The sequence below is a fragment of the Methanoculleus sp. UBA291 genome, assembly GCF_002499755.1.
Classification (GTDB): domain Archaea; phylum Halobacteriota; class Methanomicrobia; order Methanomicrobiales; family Methanoculleaceae; genus Methanoculleus; species Methanoculleus palmolei.
In genome coordinates, this window is the sequence record NZ_DANC01000043.1 from 51227 (window position 1) to 68232 (window position 17006).

Here is a 17006-nt window from a genome sequence, read left to right on the forward strand (position 1 = left end):
ATGCCCGCAAAGAGCGAATTCGGCAGAGGATTTATCGTCAACCTGATGCTGCTTTCACGGCATTTCGGTCTGCCCCCCGAGCGAGCCTTCTTCGGCGCCGCCGACCACCTCAGCGACCTTACGGTGCCGGAACAGTTCCGGGGAACCGAGATCGAGGAACTCGTCGAACGCCTCAAAAAGGCGGTGATCTGGCATCAGCCGGGAACCCTGGATAAGGAAGATACAGCGGACGTACGGCGGCTCCTCAACAGGATAGCGGTCGCGGTCGATAGAGAACTCGGTATCAAGGACCCCGACACCGGGAAGTACGACTGATGGAGGGCCGGTCTTCCCCGTCCTCTCTAGGCCGTATCCGGGGATGAATCAGGAGGGACCGGCCGTGATATTCGGCCCCTCCCGGAGCGCACGTACAGAGGTCGTACTTAGCCGGAGAACAGCAGGGCGGGCTTAAAAGAAGAAATTTTCCAGACCCACACAGTATAAGTGGTTATAAAACCAATATATACTGTGAGTTTTGCTGTGATTCTGGACGCCGCCTGTTTTGCGGAGGTCATAGATGACTGATACCTACGATGCTTCTCATATCAAGGTACTGGAAGGTCTGAAGCCGGTGCGGGAACGTCCTGCCATGTACATCGGCAGCACGGATACCCGGGGGCTGCACCACCTGGTCTACGAAGTTGTGGACAACGCCGTAGACGAGGCTCTCGCCGGGTTCTGTGACCTGATACTGGTTATCATTAACCGGGACGGCTCGATAACGATCGACGACAACGGGCGAGGTATCCCGGTTGACATCATGCCCCATTACGGCAAGAGCGCTCTTGAGATCGTCCTCACCGTGCTCCATGCCGGCGGAAAATTCGACAAGAATACCTACCAGGTATCCGGCGGTCTGCACGGCGTCGGTGTCTCGGTCGTCAATGCTCTTTCAACCTGGCTCGATGCGACAGTCTTCCGGGACAGCAGCGTCTATACGATGCAGTTCCGGCAAGGCCTGGTCGCGAAGCCGCTCGTGAGCCGCCCGGAGACCGAGCGCGAGATGGAGATACGGTATGAGGAGCGGTACGGCACCCAACCCGGGCAGCGGCTCGACTACGAGCGTCTCCAGGGGACCCGGATCACGTTCCTGCCCGACCGGTCGATATTCGAGACCGTCGAGTTCGATTACGACGTGCTGGACCACCGGCTCCGTGAACTTGCCTACTTAAACAGCGGCCTTACGATCGTCCTCCGGGACGAGCGCACCGGCGATTCGGCCGCCTACTGTTTCGAGGACGGCATCCGGCAGTTCGTCGCCCACATCGGTGAGGGAAAAGAGCGCCTCCACGACGATATCATCTACTTCCAGAAGAGCGACACCGAGAACATGGTCGAGGTTGAGGTGGCCCTGCAGTACAATAACTCCTACACGGAGACGATCTACACCTACGTCAACAGCGTGAATACCCGGGAAGGGGGCACCCACCTCGAGGGCTTCCGGAGCGCTCTCACCCGTGCGATCAACAACGCCGCGCACCGTAACAACCTCCTCAAGAACAACGATGCCCAGGTCAAGGGTGAAGATGTCCGGGAAGGGCTCGCCTGCGTCATCAGCACCCGGGTGGCGAACCCGCAATTCGAGGGGCAGACCAAGATGCGCCTCGGGAACAGCAACGTCCGGGGCATTGTCGACTCGCTTGTCTACTCCTCGCTCACCGAGTACTTCGAGGAGCACCCGGGAACTCTCAAGGTGGTCGTGGATAAGGCAATGACGGCTGCCCGGGCCCGGGAGGCCGCCCGGACCGCACGTGAGCTCGCACGGCGGAAGAGTACGCTCGAGTCGGCCGGCCTTCCCGGAAAACTCGCCGACTGCCAGGAGCGGGACCCGGCGAAGAGCGAACTCTACATCGTGGAAGGAGATTCTGCAGGCGGTTCCGCAAAGCAGGGCCGGGACCGGAAGTTCCAGGCGATCCTCCCCCTGCGAGGAAAGATCCTGAACGTCGAGAAGGCGTCGGAGCACAAGATCCTGAAAAACGCCGAGATCCAGGCGCTGATATCGGCTATCGGTACCGGAGTAGGGGACAATTTCGACGTGGAGCGGGCCCGCTATCACCATGTCATCCTGATGACCGATGCGGATGTCGACGGTGCACACATCCGGACGCTCCTCCTCACGTTCTTCTACCGCTATATGATGGAGATCATCAAGAACGGATACGTCTACATTGCCCAGCCGCCGCTCTACCGGATCGCCAGAGGCAAACAGGCGCAGTACGCCTATCGCGAGGAGGAACTGCGGGAGATCGTATCCGCGCTGGGCGAGAAGAGCATCACCATCCAGCGCTACAAGGGTCTTGGTGAGATGAACGCGGAGCAGCTCTGGAGCACCACGATGGACCCGGAAAATCGGATCCTCAAACAGGTGAAGATCGAGGATGCCGCCTACGCGAACGAGATATTTGAGAAACTGATGGGAGAGAACGTTGATGCCCGGAAGGACTTCATCCGCCGGCATGCAAAGGAGGTGAACAACCTTGACATCTAAGCGGGTCGTTCCGGTTAATATCGAGAACGAGATGAAATCATGCTACATCGACTACGCGATGAGCGTGATCATCGGCCGCGCCATCCCCGATGCGAGAGACGGTTTGAAACCGGTTCACCGCCGCACCCTCTACGCCATGTGGGAGATGGGCAACACGAGCGACAAGCCCTACAAGAAGAGCGCCCGTGTTGTCGGAGACGTGATGGGTAAGTACCATCCCCACGGCGATGCGGCCATCTACGATACGCTCGTGAAGATGGCTCAGCCGTTCTCCTACCGCTATACGCTGGTCGACGGTCAGGGGAACTTCGGCTCAATCGACGGGGACTCCGCTGCCGCCATGCGGTACACGGAGGCGCGGCTCACAAAGGTCTCGGAGGAACTCCTCGCCGATATCGACAAAAAAACCGTCGATTTCGTTCCGAACTTCGACGAGTCGCTCCAGGAGCCCAATGTCCTCCCGGCACGGGTTCCGAACCTCCTCGTCAACGGTTCAAGCGGGATTGCGGTCGGCATGGCGACGAACATGCCGCCCCACAACCTCCGGGAGGTCTGTGAGGCAACCTGCCGCGTCATCGATGAACCCGGCGTATCCACGGAGGAACTGATGCAGATCATGCCCGGTCCGGATTTCCCGACCGGCGGGGTGATCATGGGCACCGAAGGAGTCCGTGACGCCTACCTTACCGGGCGCGGGAAGTGTGTGGTCCGGGGCGTTGCGGAGATCGTGGAAGAGGGCCGGACCCAGCAGATCATCATCACCGAGATCCCCTTCCAGGTGAACAAGGCGCGACTGATCGAGAATATCGCCGGCCACGTCCGCGAGAAGAGGGTCGAGGGGATCGCCGACATCCGCGATGAGTCGGACCGCGACGGCATGCGGGTCGTGATCGACCTCAAACGGGGTGCCGCACCCCAGGTGGTGCTGAACTTCCTCTACAAGCACACGGCCCTTGAGTCCGTCTTCGGGATCATCAACCTCGCGATCGTCGACCGTCAGCCCCGCGTCCTGAACCTCAAGGAACTCGTCCACGAGTTCCTCAAGCACCGGGTGAACGTGGTCAGGCGCCGGAGCGAGTTCGATCTCGCGAAGGCGGAGGAACGGCGGCATGTCCTCAACGGCCTCCTTGTTGCGCTCGACAACATCGACGCCGTCATCGCAACCATCCGGGCTTCCGCGACGACCGAGGAGGCTCAGACGGCGCTGATAACGAAGTTTGCCCTGGACGAGGTGCAGGCGGACGCCATCTTAAAGATGCAACTCCGGCGGCTTGCGGCACTCGAACACCAGAAGATCCTGGACGAGCGCGACGCCCTCGGGAAAGAAGTGGAGCGGCTGAGCGATCTTCTCGGAAGTGAGGCGAATATCCTCGCCGAGATCAGAAAGGAACTCGTTGATATCAGCGCCCGTTACGGCGATCCCCGGAGGACCGAGATCGGGCACGCGACCGAGACGATCGAGAAGGACGACCTCATCGAGGATAAACCGGTGCTGGTCTCGCTCACCTCTTCGAACTATATCAAGCGGATCGACCTCGACACCTACCGGAACCAGCGGCGCGGGGGTCGCGGCATCATCGGCATGGCCACCAAGGACGATGACGGCGTCGAGAACGTCTTCGTTGCGAGCATGCTTGAGACGCTCCTCTGCTTCACCGACAGGGGAAGGGTCTACTGGCTGAAGGTCTACGACCTCCCGGAGGGGCAGCGGACGGGCAAGGGCAAGGCCCTCGTCAATCTCCTCTCCCTTGACGGGGAGGAGCGGGTGACCGCGGTGATCCCGGTCAGGGAGTTCCGTCCTGACCGCTACCTCTTCTTTGCGACGAGAAGGGGAACGGTTGCGAAGATGGCGCTCGACGAGTTCTCGCGGCCGCGGCAGACCGGGATCAACGCCATCAACCTCCGCGACGGCGATGCCCTGGTCGACGTGAAGGCGACCGACGGGGGCCAGGAACTGCTCCTGACGACGAAGTTCGGGCAGAGCCTCCGGTTCCACGAGGAGACCGTCCGCCCGGTCCGCCGGAACGCGATGGGGGTGCGGGGGATCAACCTCCGCAACGGCGATGCCCTGCAGGCGATCTCCGTCGTCGAGGGGGACCACCTCCTCACCATCACGGAGCAGGGCTTCGGGAAGCGGACGGATTTCGATGAGTTCCGCGGGCACGGCAGGGGCACGATGGGCGTGCGGAACATCGTCGTCGATGCCCGGGGCGGCGGTGTCGTCGGGTCGATGGCGGTCTCCGACGACGACGAGATCATCGTGATGAGCGCGTCCGGCATCGTGATCCGGACGAAGGTCTCGGAGATCTCGGTCCAGAAACGGGGCACCCGCGGTGTCCGGATCATGAAACTTGACGACGGCGACCGCGTCATCGGGTTTGCGATCCTCAACGCCGAAGACCGGGAAGCGGCGTAGCCGGCTTCTCCCCTCTTTTTTCACGTTCGCCCTGTTTGCACCTCCCGCATCGAATTCTGTCTTTTGCGATCACTCCGGAAGCGCAGGGACCGGACGATGATCCTCTGCGACCGCCTGACCAGGGTCTACCCTTGAGGTGTCCACGCGGGCGAGGTCTTCGGGCCCCTCAGCCCGAACGGCGTCGGCAAAACACCACCATCCTGATGCTCGTCGGGCTCATCCAGCCGACCTCGAGCGCGTGCTCCATCGACGGGACCGAGGTCGCCGCCCACCCGATCGAGGTGAAGAAGATCGGCTACATGCCCGAAGACGTCGGGTTCTACGCCGACCGCACCGCCGAAGAGAACCTCGACTATGCAGCGAGGTTTTACGGGTTAAAGGAGAGAGAACGACGAACGCGGGTCGACGAACTCCTCGCCCTCGTCGGGCTGGACGGTGTCGGGACAAAGGTCGGTGGCTACTCGAAAGGGATGAAGCAGCGCCTCGGCATCGCCCGGGCGCTCATCAACGATCCCGCCGTCGTCATCCTCGACGAACCCACGGCAAACCTCGACCCCGGGGGAGTGCTCGATTACCACAGGATAGTTAAGGGTCTTGCCGACCGGGGAACGACCGTGCTCGTCTCCTCTCATATCCTCTCGGAGGTCGGCATCCTTGCACGCGGAAGACTCATCGCGTCCGGCGACCGGGAGATGCTGTCGCGCGCCGCAACGCAGGACCGGGTGGTGATCGACGTCGAGACCCTGACCCCGATGCCCCGGCTCACGAACCCGGAGGTCCTCTCCGCAGAGTATTCGCAGGACTCCTGCTCCGCCCGTATCGTCGCGAGAAAGGATATCAGCAGTCTCGTCGCAGAGACCCTGTATGCCGAAGGCGTCCTTCCCCGGCGGCTCGCGATCGAGAAGCCCGACATGGAGGAGATCCTGCTCTCGTATTACACGGAGGAGACCGCATGACGCGGGCGGCTTTGCACATCATCGGGGGCAAGGAGTTCTCCGACCATCTCCGGAGCAGGCGGTTCCACCTGCTCTTCGCGATCCTGGTCGTCATCGCCGCCGTCGGCATGATCACCGGGGCGACCCAGTACTCCAGAGACCTCTCCGATTACAACGCGGTCCAGGTGCTTGCCCAGAACGAAGACGACCCGACGCTCGCCGGCAACCTTGACGGTTGAAACCCTCCATCCTCTCGGCGTACTCCCAGATGGGGGTGCTGATGGCCGGTATCGGGGTGGTGCTCGGGATCGCGATGGGGGTCGATCTGGTGACCCGGGAGAAAGAGAGCAAGTCTTTGAAAAGCCTGCTCGCCTATCCAGTATTCCGGGACGAGATGATCAACGGAAAAGCCCCGGGGGCGTCGGCGCACTCGCGATGGGGGCCGTTCTGGTCGTCTCCCTTGCGATCATGACCCTGTTCGGTATCATCCCGAATTTTGACGAGTTCATCCGCATCCTGATCTTCGGGGTGATTTCGTTCCTCCTCGTCTTCACGTTCTTTTCCCTCGCTCTCCTGATGTCGACGGTCACGAAGGACAGCGGAAGCGCTCTCCTGTACTCCCTGATCGTGATGATCGTCCTCTCTTCGTTCATCCCGATCTTTGCTTACGGCCCGGCCTACTCGGCTGTCTTCGGCGACCCCCCGACCCCGCCGGGCATGTCCACCTACTCCTACCAGCAGAGTTCTTCGGCCTACTCGGTGACATCGGTCGCGGTTGCATACAGGTCCGACGATCCCGTAGACCCGGAAGAACTCGCGGAGTACGAGCGGGCGTCGAGAGCGTATACGGAGCAGAAACGGATGATCACCGATCTCGTCACGCTCGTCTCTCCGACCGGCAACTACCAGACGGTTCTCGGCGCCGCATCACAGCCTGCAGGGGATAATGCACCGGGCCTTTCGAGCCTCCTCGGCGCCCTCACCTGCAACATCATCGCCCTGCTTGCGATGCTGCTAGCCTTTTTCGGTCTGGCATGGGCCCGGTTCATGCGAGAAGATATCCGGTGACGGGGTCCGCTGCCTGATCCTATTTATCCTTCCGCGGGTTTTATCCGGATAGGGGACAACAGGACATTTCGACGAGGTATCCGTAATGTTTTTTCATACGACGATTCAGGTAGATACGCACGGTGAGGGAGATGTCGTCAACCTCACACCCCATATCGAGCAGGCGGTCGCCGGGAGCGGCGTGCGGGAGGGGCTGGTGAACATCTTTGCCACCGGCTCGACCGCCGCCGTCACCACCATCGAGTATGAGCCCGGCGTGCTCGCCGATCTTTCCCGGGCGCTCTCGGTCCTCGCCCCAGCCGATATCGCCTACGCGCACGATGCGGCATGGGGCGACGGCAACGGGCGGTCCCATGTCCGGGCGGCGATTGTCGGACCGTCGCTCTCCGTTCCGGTTATCGATGGCAGGCTCGCGTGCGGCACCTGGCAGCAGCTCGTTCTCTTAGAACTCGATGTGCGGGAAAACCGTCGGAGAACGGTCCACGTCACCGTCCTCGGCTGAACATGGGAAATAAGGAGGACTCAGGGCGCCGTGCAACGAGCAAGAGGTGATACGGTGCAGATAGGCGCCGTAAAATATCACTCTGCTCGGATGTTGCCGGAATCGTTCAAGAATAAGCGGCTCAGTCGAGAGGTACCGTTTCCAGCTGCGATACCAGTTCCCAGATGCGGGTCCGTGCGTGGACCGGCATGTTCGGGTCGTTGCTGATCTCATCGATCATAGAGATTGCGGTTGCGGCGCGCAGACCAATCGTCCGGGATTCGTCCTGGAGAACCGCCTTCGTCTCATCTGCGACGCGCCGGATATTGCGTGGGATGGTGGAATCCTCGCTGATATTCTGCAGCATCTGGATACAGAGCCGTATTGTTTCGTCTGGACTTGCCATTGCATTTACCCCTCTATTATTAATGGCATCCAGACATATATAAGTTCATTAAGGGTGTTCGACGAAATGGCGGCTGATAAGGCTGACGAAGTCATGGCTGAGTATCTCCTGAAGGGCGGAAAGATGCTCGCGAAATCCTGTAAAGTCTGCGGGTATCCCCTGTTCGAGTACAAGGGAAAGACACAGTGCGTCATCTGCCCGCTCACGACATCCGAAACCTCTCTTTCTGCACCGGCCTCCCCCGAGCCGACGCAATCACCGTCGCCTGCACCGGCTGTCCCGACACCTCAAAATCAGGTTGCCGCGGAGATCGAGCAGACGATCATCCGCCTCTGTGAGCGCATCCAAAACGAGCAGAGAGCCGATGAGTGCCTGGCCCTGATGACAGCGGTCGAGAAGGGCGCAAAGGCGCTCAAGAGACTGGGTCAGCGATAAGGCCTGCGGGCAAGGTCCCATATGCCGTGTGCGGTCTTTTCCCCGATCCCGTGCACGGATGCCAGTTCTTCCGGCTCGGCATCGATGATTGCCTTGAGCGACCCGAAGTGTTCGAGCAGGAACCGCGCACTCTTAAGACCGATGTTCGGGAACGCAGCAAGTGCGTACTCCTGCTCTTCGCGGACCGACCGGTAGGACTTCTTCGGATGCACTTTGTGTTCTCCCCGCTCGCTCCTCTCCCGCTGTGCGAGGACGTAGAGCACCTCGGCGGTGTCGTCGGCATCCTTCGTGCGCAGCAGCGCGACCCCCATATCGACCGTGATGGCGGCAAGCGTGCCGCGGACGGCGTTCGGGTGGATGTTCCGCACCGCATACAGGTCGTCTTCCCCCTCGATGATCAGGACGGGACGCGGCACCGCCTCGGCCATGGCCCGGATCTGCCCGAAGAGATCCCGTTCGACAAGGGTGTTCATGAAGTCCTGCACGGTCTTGCGCTCGACGAGGATACGGTCGCCGATGGCGTAGTCGCCGGATTCGAGACGCTCGATCGTTATCGACGCCCCGAGTTCGTGCAGGCGGCTGGCGACCCTCGATGCCGTCTCCCGGTCGTCGACGGTGATCGCCGGCCCTGCGGGAGCAAACTCCAGGATATTCACCTGTCTGGTAGCAGCCGGGACGGCCGGTGCGGGTGCGGGCGCCGTGCTCATGCTCCGGATCCCCGTCACCATGGCCCGCTCCCGGGTCTGGCTCACGTACCGAAACGCCTCGTCCGACGTGCCTTTCGTCACCAGAACGACGATTGTCCCGCTGCCGCTTCGTCCGGTCCGCCCCTTCCGCTGAATGCTCCGGATCTCCGAAGGGACGGCTTCGTAAAAGATCACCATGTCCGTCGAGGGGACGTCGAGCCCCTCCTCGCCCACCGAAGTCGCGATCAGGCACTTGAACGCACCCTCCCTGAACCGGGCGAGACTCGCGATCTGCTCCTTCTGTGAGAGGCCCCGTTCCGCATCCCGGGAGGCCTGGCCGACGAACCGTTCGCAGGCAATCCCGTCCGCGGAGAGGGCGTCGACAAGCGTCTGGACCGTGTCGCGGTAGGTGGCAAAGACGATGATCCGGCTGTCCGGGTGCGCCGCAAGTTGCGCCCGCACCAGCTCGCGGACGATGCCGACCTTGGGATGGAGTTCCTCCTTCCAGCCGCCGGCGACCTCGACGAGGTGCCGGTAAGCGGGGTCGCCGACGAGCCGCCTGCTCGCCTTGCTCCCGGAACTCGAAGCCCCTTCCGAACCGAGCCGGGCGAGGTAGAGTTTGAGCGCCTCGCTCCCTTGAGTTTCAGTAAGCGATATGGCGTGGCGGAGTTTCATGCACTCGGCGTGCAGGGACGCTGCGATGAACGCCGAAGGGTCGCGTGCCCGAATACGCTGCTGGATCTGGGCATTGAGGGCGTTGAGCGCCTTTATCGAGAGGTGGTCCGGTTTCGGGACCCGGAAGTGAAGGTTCTCGAGCCGGGTAAGGCGCGACTCCACGAGCCCCCGGAGGACGACCAGCGCCGCCTGCAGTTCTTCGGGCAGGTAGACGTCGACGTAGTGGATATCGCGCTCGTGGATGTAGGGACGGACGTCCTCGTCGGTCTCGACCCGTGTCTCGACCGCCCCGATATGGAGGTTGCTGCAGACCTCCTGCACCTTCGCCGGGTCGCCGCCGGGAGAGGCGGTCATCGCGAGCAACAGGGGATCCCTCGCCGTGGTGCAGTAATGGTCGGCGAGGAAGACGTAGGCGTAGTTCCCCACCGCCCGGTGGCACTCGTCCACGACCAGCAGGACGACGTCGGCGAGGCTGTACCGCCCTGCCAGGCAGTCGTTCTTGATCACCTGCGGGGTGGCGAAACAGACCCGGCACGCTTCCCAGGCCCGGGTCCGCTCCTCCGGGGAAGTGTCCCCGGTGAACATGGCAAAATAGGTCTCTTCCGGCTCGGAGCCGTCGGGAGAGAGCAAGAACTGCTTGAAAAAACGGAGGTGTTGCTCGACCAGGGGCTTTGTGGGCGCAAGCATGAGCACTCTCCCCGGATGAGAATGAAGGCGGGAGGCAGCGACGATGAGCGCGACGGCGGTCTTCCCGAGACCGGTCGGGAGGACGACCATCGTGTTCGCGTCAAGCGCCCGGAGCGCAATGGAGAGTTGGTATCGCCGTTCCTCAATGCTTTCCGACCGGATCAGCGGGTGAGAGAGATAGGTCATGCCTTGAGTTCATGGAACGTGGCGGCGCCGGAGATAAGTGCGGAGAGGATCGCGGGCAGGCGTTCGATAGGCACCCGGACCTGCTCCATGCTGTCGCGGTCCCTGACGGTGGCGGTGTTGTCCTCGAGCGTATCGTAGTCGACGGTGACGGCAAAAGGCGTCCCGACCTCGTCCTGTCTCCGGTAACGCCTGCCGATGGCACCGGAATCGTCATACTGCGCGAGGACGCGGCACCGGGCGAGCCTTTCCGTGATCGTCTGTGCGATCGTATCGAGACCGTCCCGGTTCATCAGCGGGAAGACGGCGACCTGGACGGGCGCCACCGCCGGCGGGAGCCGGAGCACCTTCCGGGTCTCGCCTTCGACCTCCTCCTCGGCGTAACTGTGCTCCAGCGCAACGTAGATCATCCGGTCGATCCCGTATGACGGCTCGATGACGTGGGGCATCACCTCTTCGCCGCGGACCTCCACCTCCTCCTCCCGGACCTGGTAGAGGTCGGCGGGGATGAAGATCTCTTCGCCGTCGACGGTGACCCGCGCGCCGTCCTCCCCGGGGTCCGAAGCGGCCAGGGCATCCGCAATCGCCTTCGCTTTGCCGCGGTACCGGGGGCCGAGGACACCCATATCGGCTACGATCCGCCGTTTCGTGACCCGTTTCGGCTCGTCGTAGGGGATGAAGACCGTCATCGAGGTGCCGGAGTGCTCCGCGTGCGAGCGCAGGTCGTAGTTGGTGCGGTCGGCGATGCCGACGACCTCCACCCACCCGAACCGCCCGGAGTAGACCTCGGCGTCCCAGCAGTCGGCCGCATAGTGCGCCCGTTCGTCGGGAAGGTGCTGGCGGAACCGGAGTTTTGCCGGGTTCACGCCGATGGCGGTCAGGAGCTGGTGCGTGAGCGCGACGTAGTAGGCGACGTACTCGTTTGCGATCAGCCTTTCGGCCACGGCGGCGCGCATCGTGGTGGCGGCCGGCTCCTGGCCGGCAAATTGCCGCGCGATGGTGAGGAGGGGCACTTCATAATCCGCGTAGCGGTGGAAGGCGGGGTGGTTCTTCTCGTCGGGGTGGACGAAGATCTCGGCCTCGGCCTGGGAGAACTCCCTGAGCCGGATCATACCCTGACGCGGAGAGATCTCGTTCCGATAGGACTTCCCGATCTGGACGGCGCCGAAGGGGAGTTTGTCCCGGTAGAAACGCAAAAGCCGGGGGAAGTCGGTGAAGATGCCCTGGGCGGTCTCGGGGCGCAGGTAACCCTTTCGTTGCGACCCCGGACCGACGGTGGTCTGAAACATCAGGTTGAACGCAAAGACGCCCGCATCTCCCAGCCGCTCCTTGCATGAGGGGCAGGGCAGTTCATAGAGTACCGCCTGAAGCGCCTCCGCCGGGAGCGTGCCGGCATTCTCGATGCCGTTCTCTGCCGCGACGTGATCAGCGCGGAGGTACTCGCCGCAGTGGGGGCACTGCACCATCTTATCGGCAAATTCTTTAACATGACCGGATGCGACGAAGGTTGCTTCACTCCCAACGGTGGGGCATTCGATCTCGTAGTAGCCTTCCTGAAAGACGTAGAACGACCGCCAGAGGTTCTCGATGTTCCTCTTCATCATCGCGCCGAGAGGGCCGTAATCGATGAACCCGGCAACTGACCCGTATATTTCGGATGACGGCCAGACAAAACCGCGTCTTCTGGCTACTTCCATGACTTTCTCGTAGATATCGCTCATCTCGGCCATAGTTCTGCAGTACACTTGAGCGCCGGTGCTAATAAAGAATGGTTCTCCTCCGCGCGAGATCACAATCATCCCGGAAACGGGGTGAATATGGAGTTTCTTTTTCACGGTCGGCAATATCCCGGAAGAAATAATTACATCGACCGAAATGATCTTTCTCTTTCAACGGATTAGATAGCAAGTTTTAAATGTTAGCGATTGTAATGTAGGGAACGTTACGCCCCCGGGTGGGGAGAAACTATATATACTTGAGATGGTCCATGACTGGACCCTCAGGACCAGACGGTGGAATACAGGACGAGAGAGACACGGACATGGCAGAAGACACCCGCAAGCAGCAGCTCCTTGAGCTGTTCACGACCATCACGAACAAGAAGAAAATCGTTGAACCGATGAGGAAGGTTCACGGTACTCTCCGGGATCGCGACGCAGTTGAGCGTGAAATTGCCCTGATCATGCGGGAGATTCTCGATCAGGGGTATTTCAAGACCAAACTGACCCCCCGACAGCTCGCAAAACTCGTGGTTGCGTATTATGACGGCAAGAACGATACCGAGATTGCACGGGCGCTCGGCGATGAGAAACTAAGCAAGACCGTGGCACGCGCCCGGGTCCGCCTCAAACTCTTCAGGGAGCTCGATTTCAAGATGCCGTTCGATCAGCGGGCGGTGTCGGACCTTCTTGATTCGGGGAAGACAATGAAGGAGATCAGCGAGGAACTTGACGTGAGTCCCTCCACACTTCGTGAGTATCGTCATGTGATCGAGCAGCAGAAGGACACCACACTCGACCCGTATCTGGAGCGGATCCGGGACGTGATGGAAGACCGTGATCTTTCCGAAATGATGACGCGCGGTGTCGCCAACGATGGCCTTTCCGAGGCGATAGACATCACCGAGGCGATCGATCTAGGGGAGTTTTAACCTCCCCGGTCCACCCTCCTGCTTATTCTCCTGAACATTTTTTAACGGACAAGGTCGATCTTTTCTCCATGATGTTGACCTGGCTTGGCCACGCATGCTTCTCGCTCGCCGGATCGCGGACGGTCCTCATCGACCCCTTCATCCCGGGAGGCTCGCTCCCCGTGGAGCCCGATATCGTTGCTGTGACGCACGCCCATGCCGATCATCTGGGCATTGCGGCACAGTTGAGAAAGAAGACGGTCGCCATCAACGAGGTGGCGAAGTACCTGGCAGCGAAGGGCGTTCCTGCCGAACCCATGAACATCGGCGGCAGCATCTCCGTCGACGGCGTCCGGTTCACGATGACCCCCGCGCTTCACTCCTCATGGCTGGAAGACGAGGGGATGGGCTTTTACGGCGGTGCCGCCGCGGGGTTCGTCATCACGATGGACGGCACCAGCGTCTATCACGCCGGTGATACAGCGCTCTTCTCGGATATGCAACTCATCCGGGACCTCTACCGACCAGATGTGGCGCTCCTTCCCGTCGGGGGGCGCTTTACGATGGGCCCCGAGGAGGCGATGGTCGCGGCCCGGTACACCGGGGCGCGGCTGGTGATCCCGATGCACTACGATACCTCCCCCGCCATCCGGCAGGACCTGGAGAACTTCAAACGGACCATCGAGCGGACGACGGCGATCCGGGTCAGGATTCTCTCGCCCGGGGAGAGCATCGAGATCAGCCCGGAGACCTCCGGGGCGTGAGGGAGGGTTTCAGTTTTCAGGTTTGTTGAAACCGCCTGCCTGCTCCGGATGGTCGCAGTCTGAAGGCATTACGAGGCTTGCGTACCTCCGGCGCCCCTGCTCTGACCCTGCGGCCAGCCGCAGTTCGAAAACGCTTTGCGTTTTCTCAAGCTCCTGCCCTGCGGCCAGTCGCATATCGCCCCGACTGCCGGGCGCGTAGCGAACGCCGGATGTACCTTCCCGGTTCCCCGACTGCTGTGGTTGATACCCCCGCGCTTGAGACCTCCCTTTCAGGAGCGCCAGGAGTTGCCATACCACATCCTGCACAAGGTATATGTGATCTCAAAGCCGGAAAGAGACCGGACTCACTGGCCTCCAGTGGGAATACCAGCGAATCAGGTGATGGAAATGGAAGAGAAGATGTTTACCCCCGGCGGCATAGAACGTCTCCAGGCCTCAAGCGACCGGCAGAACGTTCCTTATCCCCGCGGCGAGGGGAAGGTCAAACTGGTGAACACGGACTGGCTGGCCGACCACCTGTACGACAGCAACCTGACAATCGTCGACGTTCAGCCGGACGTGCACGACTACATCAAGGAGCATATCCCCGGTGCCGTCTACCTGACCGAGGGGTTCCTGCGGGTATCCAACCATGGCTTCCCGACGACATACAGCCCGAACGCCTGCATACAGGAGGCGTTCCGGCGAGCGGGGCTGTCGACCGACTCACCGGTCGTCGTCTATACCGGGAAAGGCGTGTTCTCCGGCAGGGGCGAGGGGCTTGCGCAGACGATGATGGCCTATTCCCTGGCAAAGTACGGGCACAACATGGTTTATATTCTTGACGGCGGGATCGATACGTGGAAGAGTGAAAATCGGGAACTCTCGCAGGAGTATCCCTCCGTCGAACCGTCCGATTTCATCGTCGAGCCTCGCGACGACTACGCCATCGGATACGAGGAGTTCCTGCAGGTCAAGGACGATGACGACGTGATCGTGCTCGATGCACGGCCGACAAAGTTCTATGAAGGGCAGGGACCCTGGCGAAAGGCAGGCCATATCCCCGGCGCGCTCAGCCTGCCCTGGAGAGGCCTGATGGACGACACAAACCCGACACTGCTCAAATCCAACGACGAACTCGATATAATCCTGGAGGAACACGGCATCGACCGGAGCAGAAACATCATCTGCTCATGCGGGACCGGTCGGGAGGCCACGAACGAGTTCGTCCTCTTGAAGTGGTTTTACCTCTACCCAAGCGTCCGGCTTTACGAGGGATCGTTCACCGAATGGACTGCACATCCGGAAAACCCGGTTGTAGAGGGGCCGGAACCACGAGCAGCGAGAACCAGGGCGGCTCCTGCACGTTGATTCGTTAACGCCGGGCAACCGGGCAAAACCGTCCTCTTTTTAATCCCTTCTATTGAGAAATATTTAAATAATAAACCGGGCCAAGTAACCATAGAGAGATCTGGATCCGCACAAGACACTTCCCCCCTTGACGTCGTCTTTTCGCGTGTCCTCTTCTCTCTAACCGCATTATTTCCGCTGTTCTCAGGAGAGCCCCTTACCTTCGACGCCCCACTCACTCCTGCGCGCCCGATATGCTTCACTTCACCGGCCGAGACCGTAAGACGGCGCTGTCACCGGGCGGGACGCGGGTTTTGGGACACACAAGCACTCACGAAAAAGAAGACGGCGGAGCCGTCGCATCACTTCACTTCCACCCGCTCGCCCGTGACCATATAACAGACCTGTTCGGCGATATCACAGGCGTGATCGGCACAACGCTCCAGGTAACGTGCGATCATCACGTAGTCGATACACCGGGTGATCGTCTGCGGGTCCTCCATCATATGCGTGAGGCCCTCCCGGAAGATGGTGTACCGAAGTTTGTCCACGACATCGTCCCGGCGCGACATGTCAACGACGGGCCCGACAGTCTCGGTCCGGTAGGCATCGAGGGCATCGGCGATCATGGCAGAGACCAGGTCGCCCATGTGCGGCAGGCTCATCAGGTCCCCCACATGGGGGCTTGTCGAGAGCCCGTCCACGAGTTGTGCGATATCCTTCCCGTACCGGCCGATCCGATAGAGCGCGTAGTTCATCCGGAGCGCGCAGACGATAGAACGGAGATCGCGTGCCACGGGCTGGTAGAGCGCGATGAGGCGGAGCGCCGTCTCTTCGATGGCCTGACTCCGGTCGGCGAGTTCCCTCCTCTGTTCGTATACGCGCGCGGCAAGCCCGGGGTTCTGGTTCTGCAGGGCGATCATCGAGTCCGAGAGCATGCCGTGGGCAAACGCCCCCTGTTCAAGGACAAAGTCCTTTAAGCCGTTGAGTTCTTCGTGAAATTTTTCTCCCATGAGATCTACCCGAAACGTCCCGTTACGTAGTTGTTGGTCAACTCTTCCTGCGGGTTCTCAAAGATCCGGGTGGTCGGCCCGAACTCCACCAGCCGCCCAAGGTACATGAACCCCACAAAGTCGCTGACCCGGGCCGCCTGCTGCATGTTGTGGGTCACGATGACGACCGTGTAGTGTTCCTTGAGGGTATTGATGAGGCTCTCAATTTTTGAGGTGGCGATAGGATCGAGCGAGGAGCAGGGCTCGTCCATGAGGATGATCTCGGGCTCGACCGCAAGCGTTCTTGCGATGCAGAGCCGTTGCTGCTGTCCGCCCGAGAGCCCCATCGCGGAGTTGTTGAGCCGGTCGGCCACCTCATCCCAGAGAGCAGCCTTCTTCAGGCTCTCCTGCACGATACCATCCAGGGTATCCCTGTTGCGGACCCCATGGACACGGGGCCCGTATGCGATGTTGTCGTAGATGGACGAGGGGAAAGGGTTCGGCTTCTGGAAAACCATCCCGATCCGTTTCCGGAGGTCCACGACATCGCAATCGGGGTCGCGGATATTCCTGGTCCCAAAGAGGATCCGGCCCTCGATCCTGACGTTCTCGACAAGGTCGCTTAACCGGTCGAAACAGCGCAGGAGGGTCGATTTCCCGCATCCGGACGGCCCGATCAGCGCGGTGACCCGGTTTTTCGGGATCGAGATCGATATGTCGTAAAGGGCCTGGTTGTCGCCGTAATAGAAATTCAGGTGTTCCGTTGTAAGGATACTGTCGTCTCTCTGCATCG

The 17006-nt window shown here is 61.0% G+C and carries 15 protein-coding genes and 1 pseudogene; 11 read left to right on the plus strand and 5 right to left on the minus strand.

Annotation, left to right across the window (positions count from 1 at the left end):
• The 7 genes and pseudogenes from BP737_RS10690 (at position 1) to BP737_RS10720 (ending at position 7448) form a co-directional block, all read left to right on the plus strand.
• Complete coding sequence (locus tag BP737_RS10690; protein WP_342686178.1) at positions 1 to 315, plus strand: hypothetical protein; 315 nt, start codon at positions 1 to 3, stop codon at positions 313 to 315.
• A gap of 241 nt (positions 316 to 556) precedes the next feature.
• Positions 557 to 2527: a DNA topoisomerase (ATP-hydrolyzing) subunit B gene (gene gyrB / locus BP737_RS10695; RefSeq protein WP_292407913.1), complete on the plus strand. Its 1971-nt coding sequence runs from the start codon at positions 557 to 559 to the stop codon at positions 2525 to 2527.
• On the plus strand, positions 2517 to 4943 hold the full coding sequence (gyrA, locus tag BP737_RS10700; protein WP_394339225.1) for a DNA gyrase subunit A: 2427 nt from the start codon (positions 2517 to 2519) through the stop codon (positions 4941 to 4943). The genes gyrB and gyrA overlap by 11 nt, the downstream gene beginning before the upstream one ends.
• A gap of 203 nt (positions 4944 to 5146) precedes the next feature.
• Positions 5147 to 5899 (plus strand): ABC transporter ATP-binding protein, encoded by a 753-nt coding sequence (locus BP737_RS10705; RefSeq protein WP_292407910.1) that lies wholly within the window; start codon positions 5147 to 5149, stop codon positions 5897 to 5899.
• Entirely contained in the window at positions 5896 to 6117 is a 222-nt protein-coding gene (locus BP737_RS10710; protein WP_292407907.1) for a hypothetical protein, read from the plus strand. Before BP737_RS10705 ends, BP737_RS10710 begins: the two co-directional genes overlap by 4 nt.
• Before the next feature lie 74 nt (positions 6118 to 6191).
• Positions 6192 to 6946 (plus strand): annotated as a pseudogene (locus BP737_RS10715) (ABC transporter permease).
• An 85-nt stretch (positions 6947 to 7031) separates the two neighbouring features.
• Positions 7032 to 7448 carry a secondary thiamine-phosphate synthase enzyme YjbQ gene (locus tag BP737_RS10720; protein ID WP_292407904.1) on the plus strand — a complete coding sequence of 139 codons (417 nt, stop codon included), beginning with the start codon at positions 7032 to 7034 and terminating at the stop codon, positions 7446 to 7448.
• A gap of 121 nt (positions 7449 to 7569) precedes the next feature.
• Here BP737_RS10720 and BP737_RS10725 read toward each other — a convergent pair whose 3' ends face one another.
• Positions 7570 to 7833, minus strand: a complete 264-nt coding sequence (locus BP737_RS10725) for a UPF0147 family protein (RefSeq protein ID WP_292407902.1) — start codon at positions 7831 to 7833, stop codon at positions 7570 to 7572.
• A gap of 66 nt (positions 7834 to 7899) precedes the next feature.
• Here BP737_RS10725 and BP737_RS10730 point away from each other — a divergent pair, with 66 nt between their 5' ends.
• A complete protein-coding gene (locus BP737_RS10730) occupies positions 7900 to 8268 on the plus strand; it encodes an Sjogren's syndrome/scleroderma autoantigen 1 family protein (RefSeq protein ID WP_292407899.1) in 369 nt (122 codons plus the stop codon).
• Here BP737_RS10730 and BP737_RS10735 read toward each other — a convergent pair.
• On the minus strand, positions 8259 to 10502 hold the full coding sequence (locus tag BP737_RS10735) for a DEAD/DEAH box helicase (protein WP_292407896.1): 2244 nt from the start codon (positions 10500 to 10502) through the stop codon (positions 8259 to 8261). The genes BP737_RS10730 and BP737_RS10735 overlap by 10 nt on opposite strands.
• Positions 10499 to 12220, minus strand: a complete 1722-nt coding sequence (gene glyS / locus BP737_RS10740) for a glycine--tRNA ligase (protein ID WP_292408032.1) — start codon at positions 12218 to 12220, stop codon at positions 10499 to 10501. Before glyS ends, BP737_RS10735 begins: the two co-directional genes overlap by 4 nt.
• Before the next feature lie 320 nt (positions 12221 to 12540).
• Here glyS and BP737_RS10745 point away from each other — a divergent pair, with 320 nt between their 5' ends.
• The 3 genes from BP737_RS10745 to BP737_RS10755 all read left to right on the plus strand — a co-directional run bounded on the left by BP737_RS10745 (position 12541) and on the right by BP737_RS10755 (position 15242).
• Positions 12541 to 13149, plus strand: a complete 609-nt coding sequence (locus tag BP737_RS10745; protein ID WP_292407893.1) for a response regulator receiver protein — start codon at positions 12541 to 12543, stop codon at positions 13147 to 13149.
• A gap of 68 nt (positions 13150 to 13217) precedes the next feature.
• Positions 13218 to 13892: a metal-dependent hydrolase gene (locus BP737_RS10750; RefSeq protein WP_292407891.1), complete on the plus strand. Its 675-nt coding sequence runs from the start codon at positions 13218 to 13220 to the stop codon at positions 13890 to 13892.
• Positions 13893 to 14279: 387 nt separating this feature from the next.
• On the plus strand, positions 14280 to 15242 hold the full coding sequence (locus BP737_RS10755) for a sulfurtransferase (RefSeq protein ID WP_292407889.1): 963 nt from the start codon (positions 14280 to 14282) through the stop codon (positions 15240 to 15242).
• 341 nt (positions 15243 to 15583) lie between these two features.
• Here the strand turns inward: BP737_RS10755 and phoU are convergent, their stop codons facing one another.
• Together phoU and pstB are read right to left on the minus strand one after the other, a co-directional pair.
• Positions 15584 to 16234, minus strand: coding sequence for a phosphate signaling complex protein PhoU (gene phoU, locus BP737_RS10760; RefSeq protein ID WP_292407887.1), 651 nt, complete (start codon positions 16232 to 16234; stop codon positions 15584 to 15586).
• Between the two features lie 5 nt (positions 16235 to 16239).
• On the minus strand, positions 16240 to 17004 hold the full coding sequence (gene pstB, locus BP737_RS10765) for a phosphate ABC transporter ATP-binding protein PstB (RefSeq protein ID WP_292407884.1): 765 nt from the start codon (positions 17002 to 17004) through the stop codon (positions 16240 to 16242).
• Between the last annotated feature and the right edge of the window lie 2 nt (positions 17005 to 17006).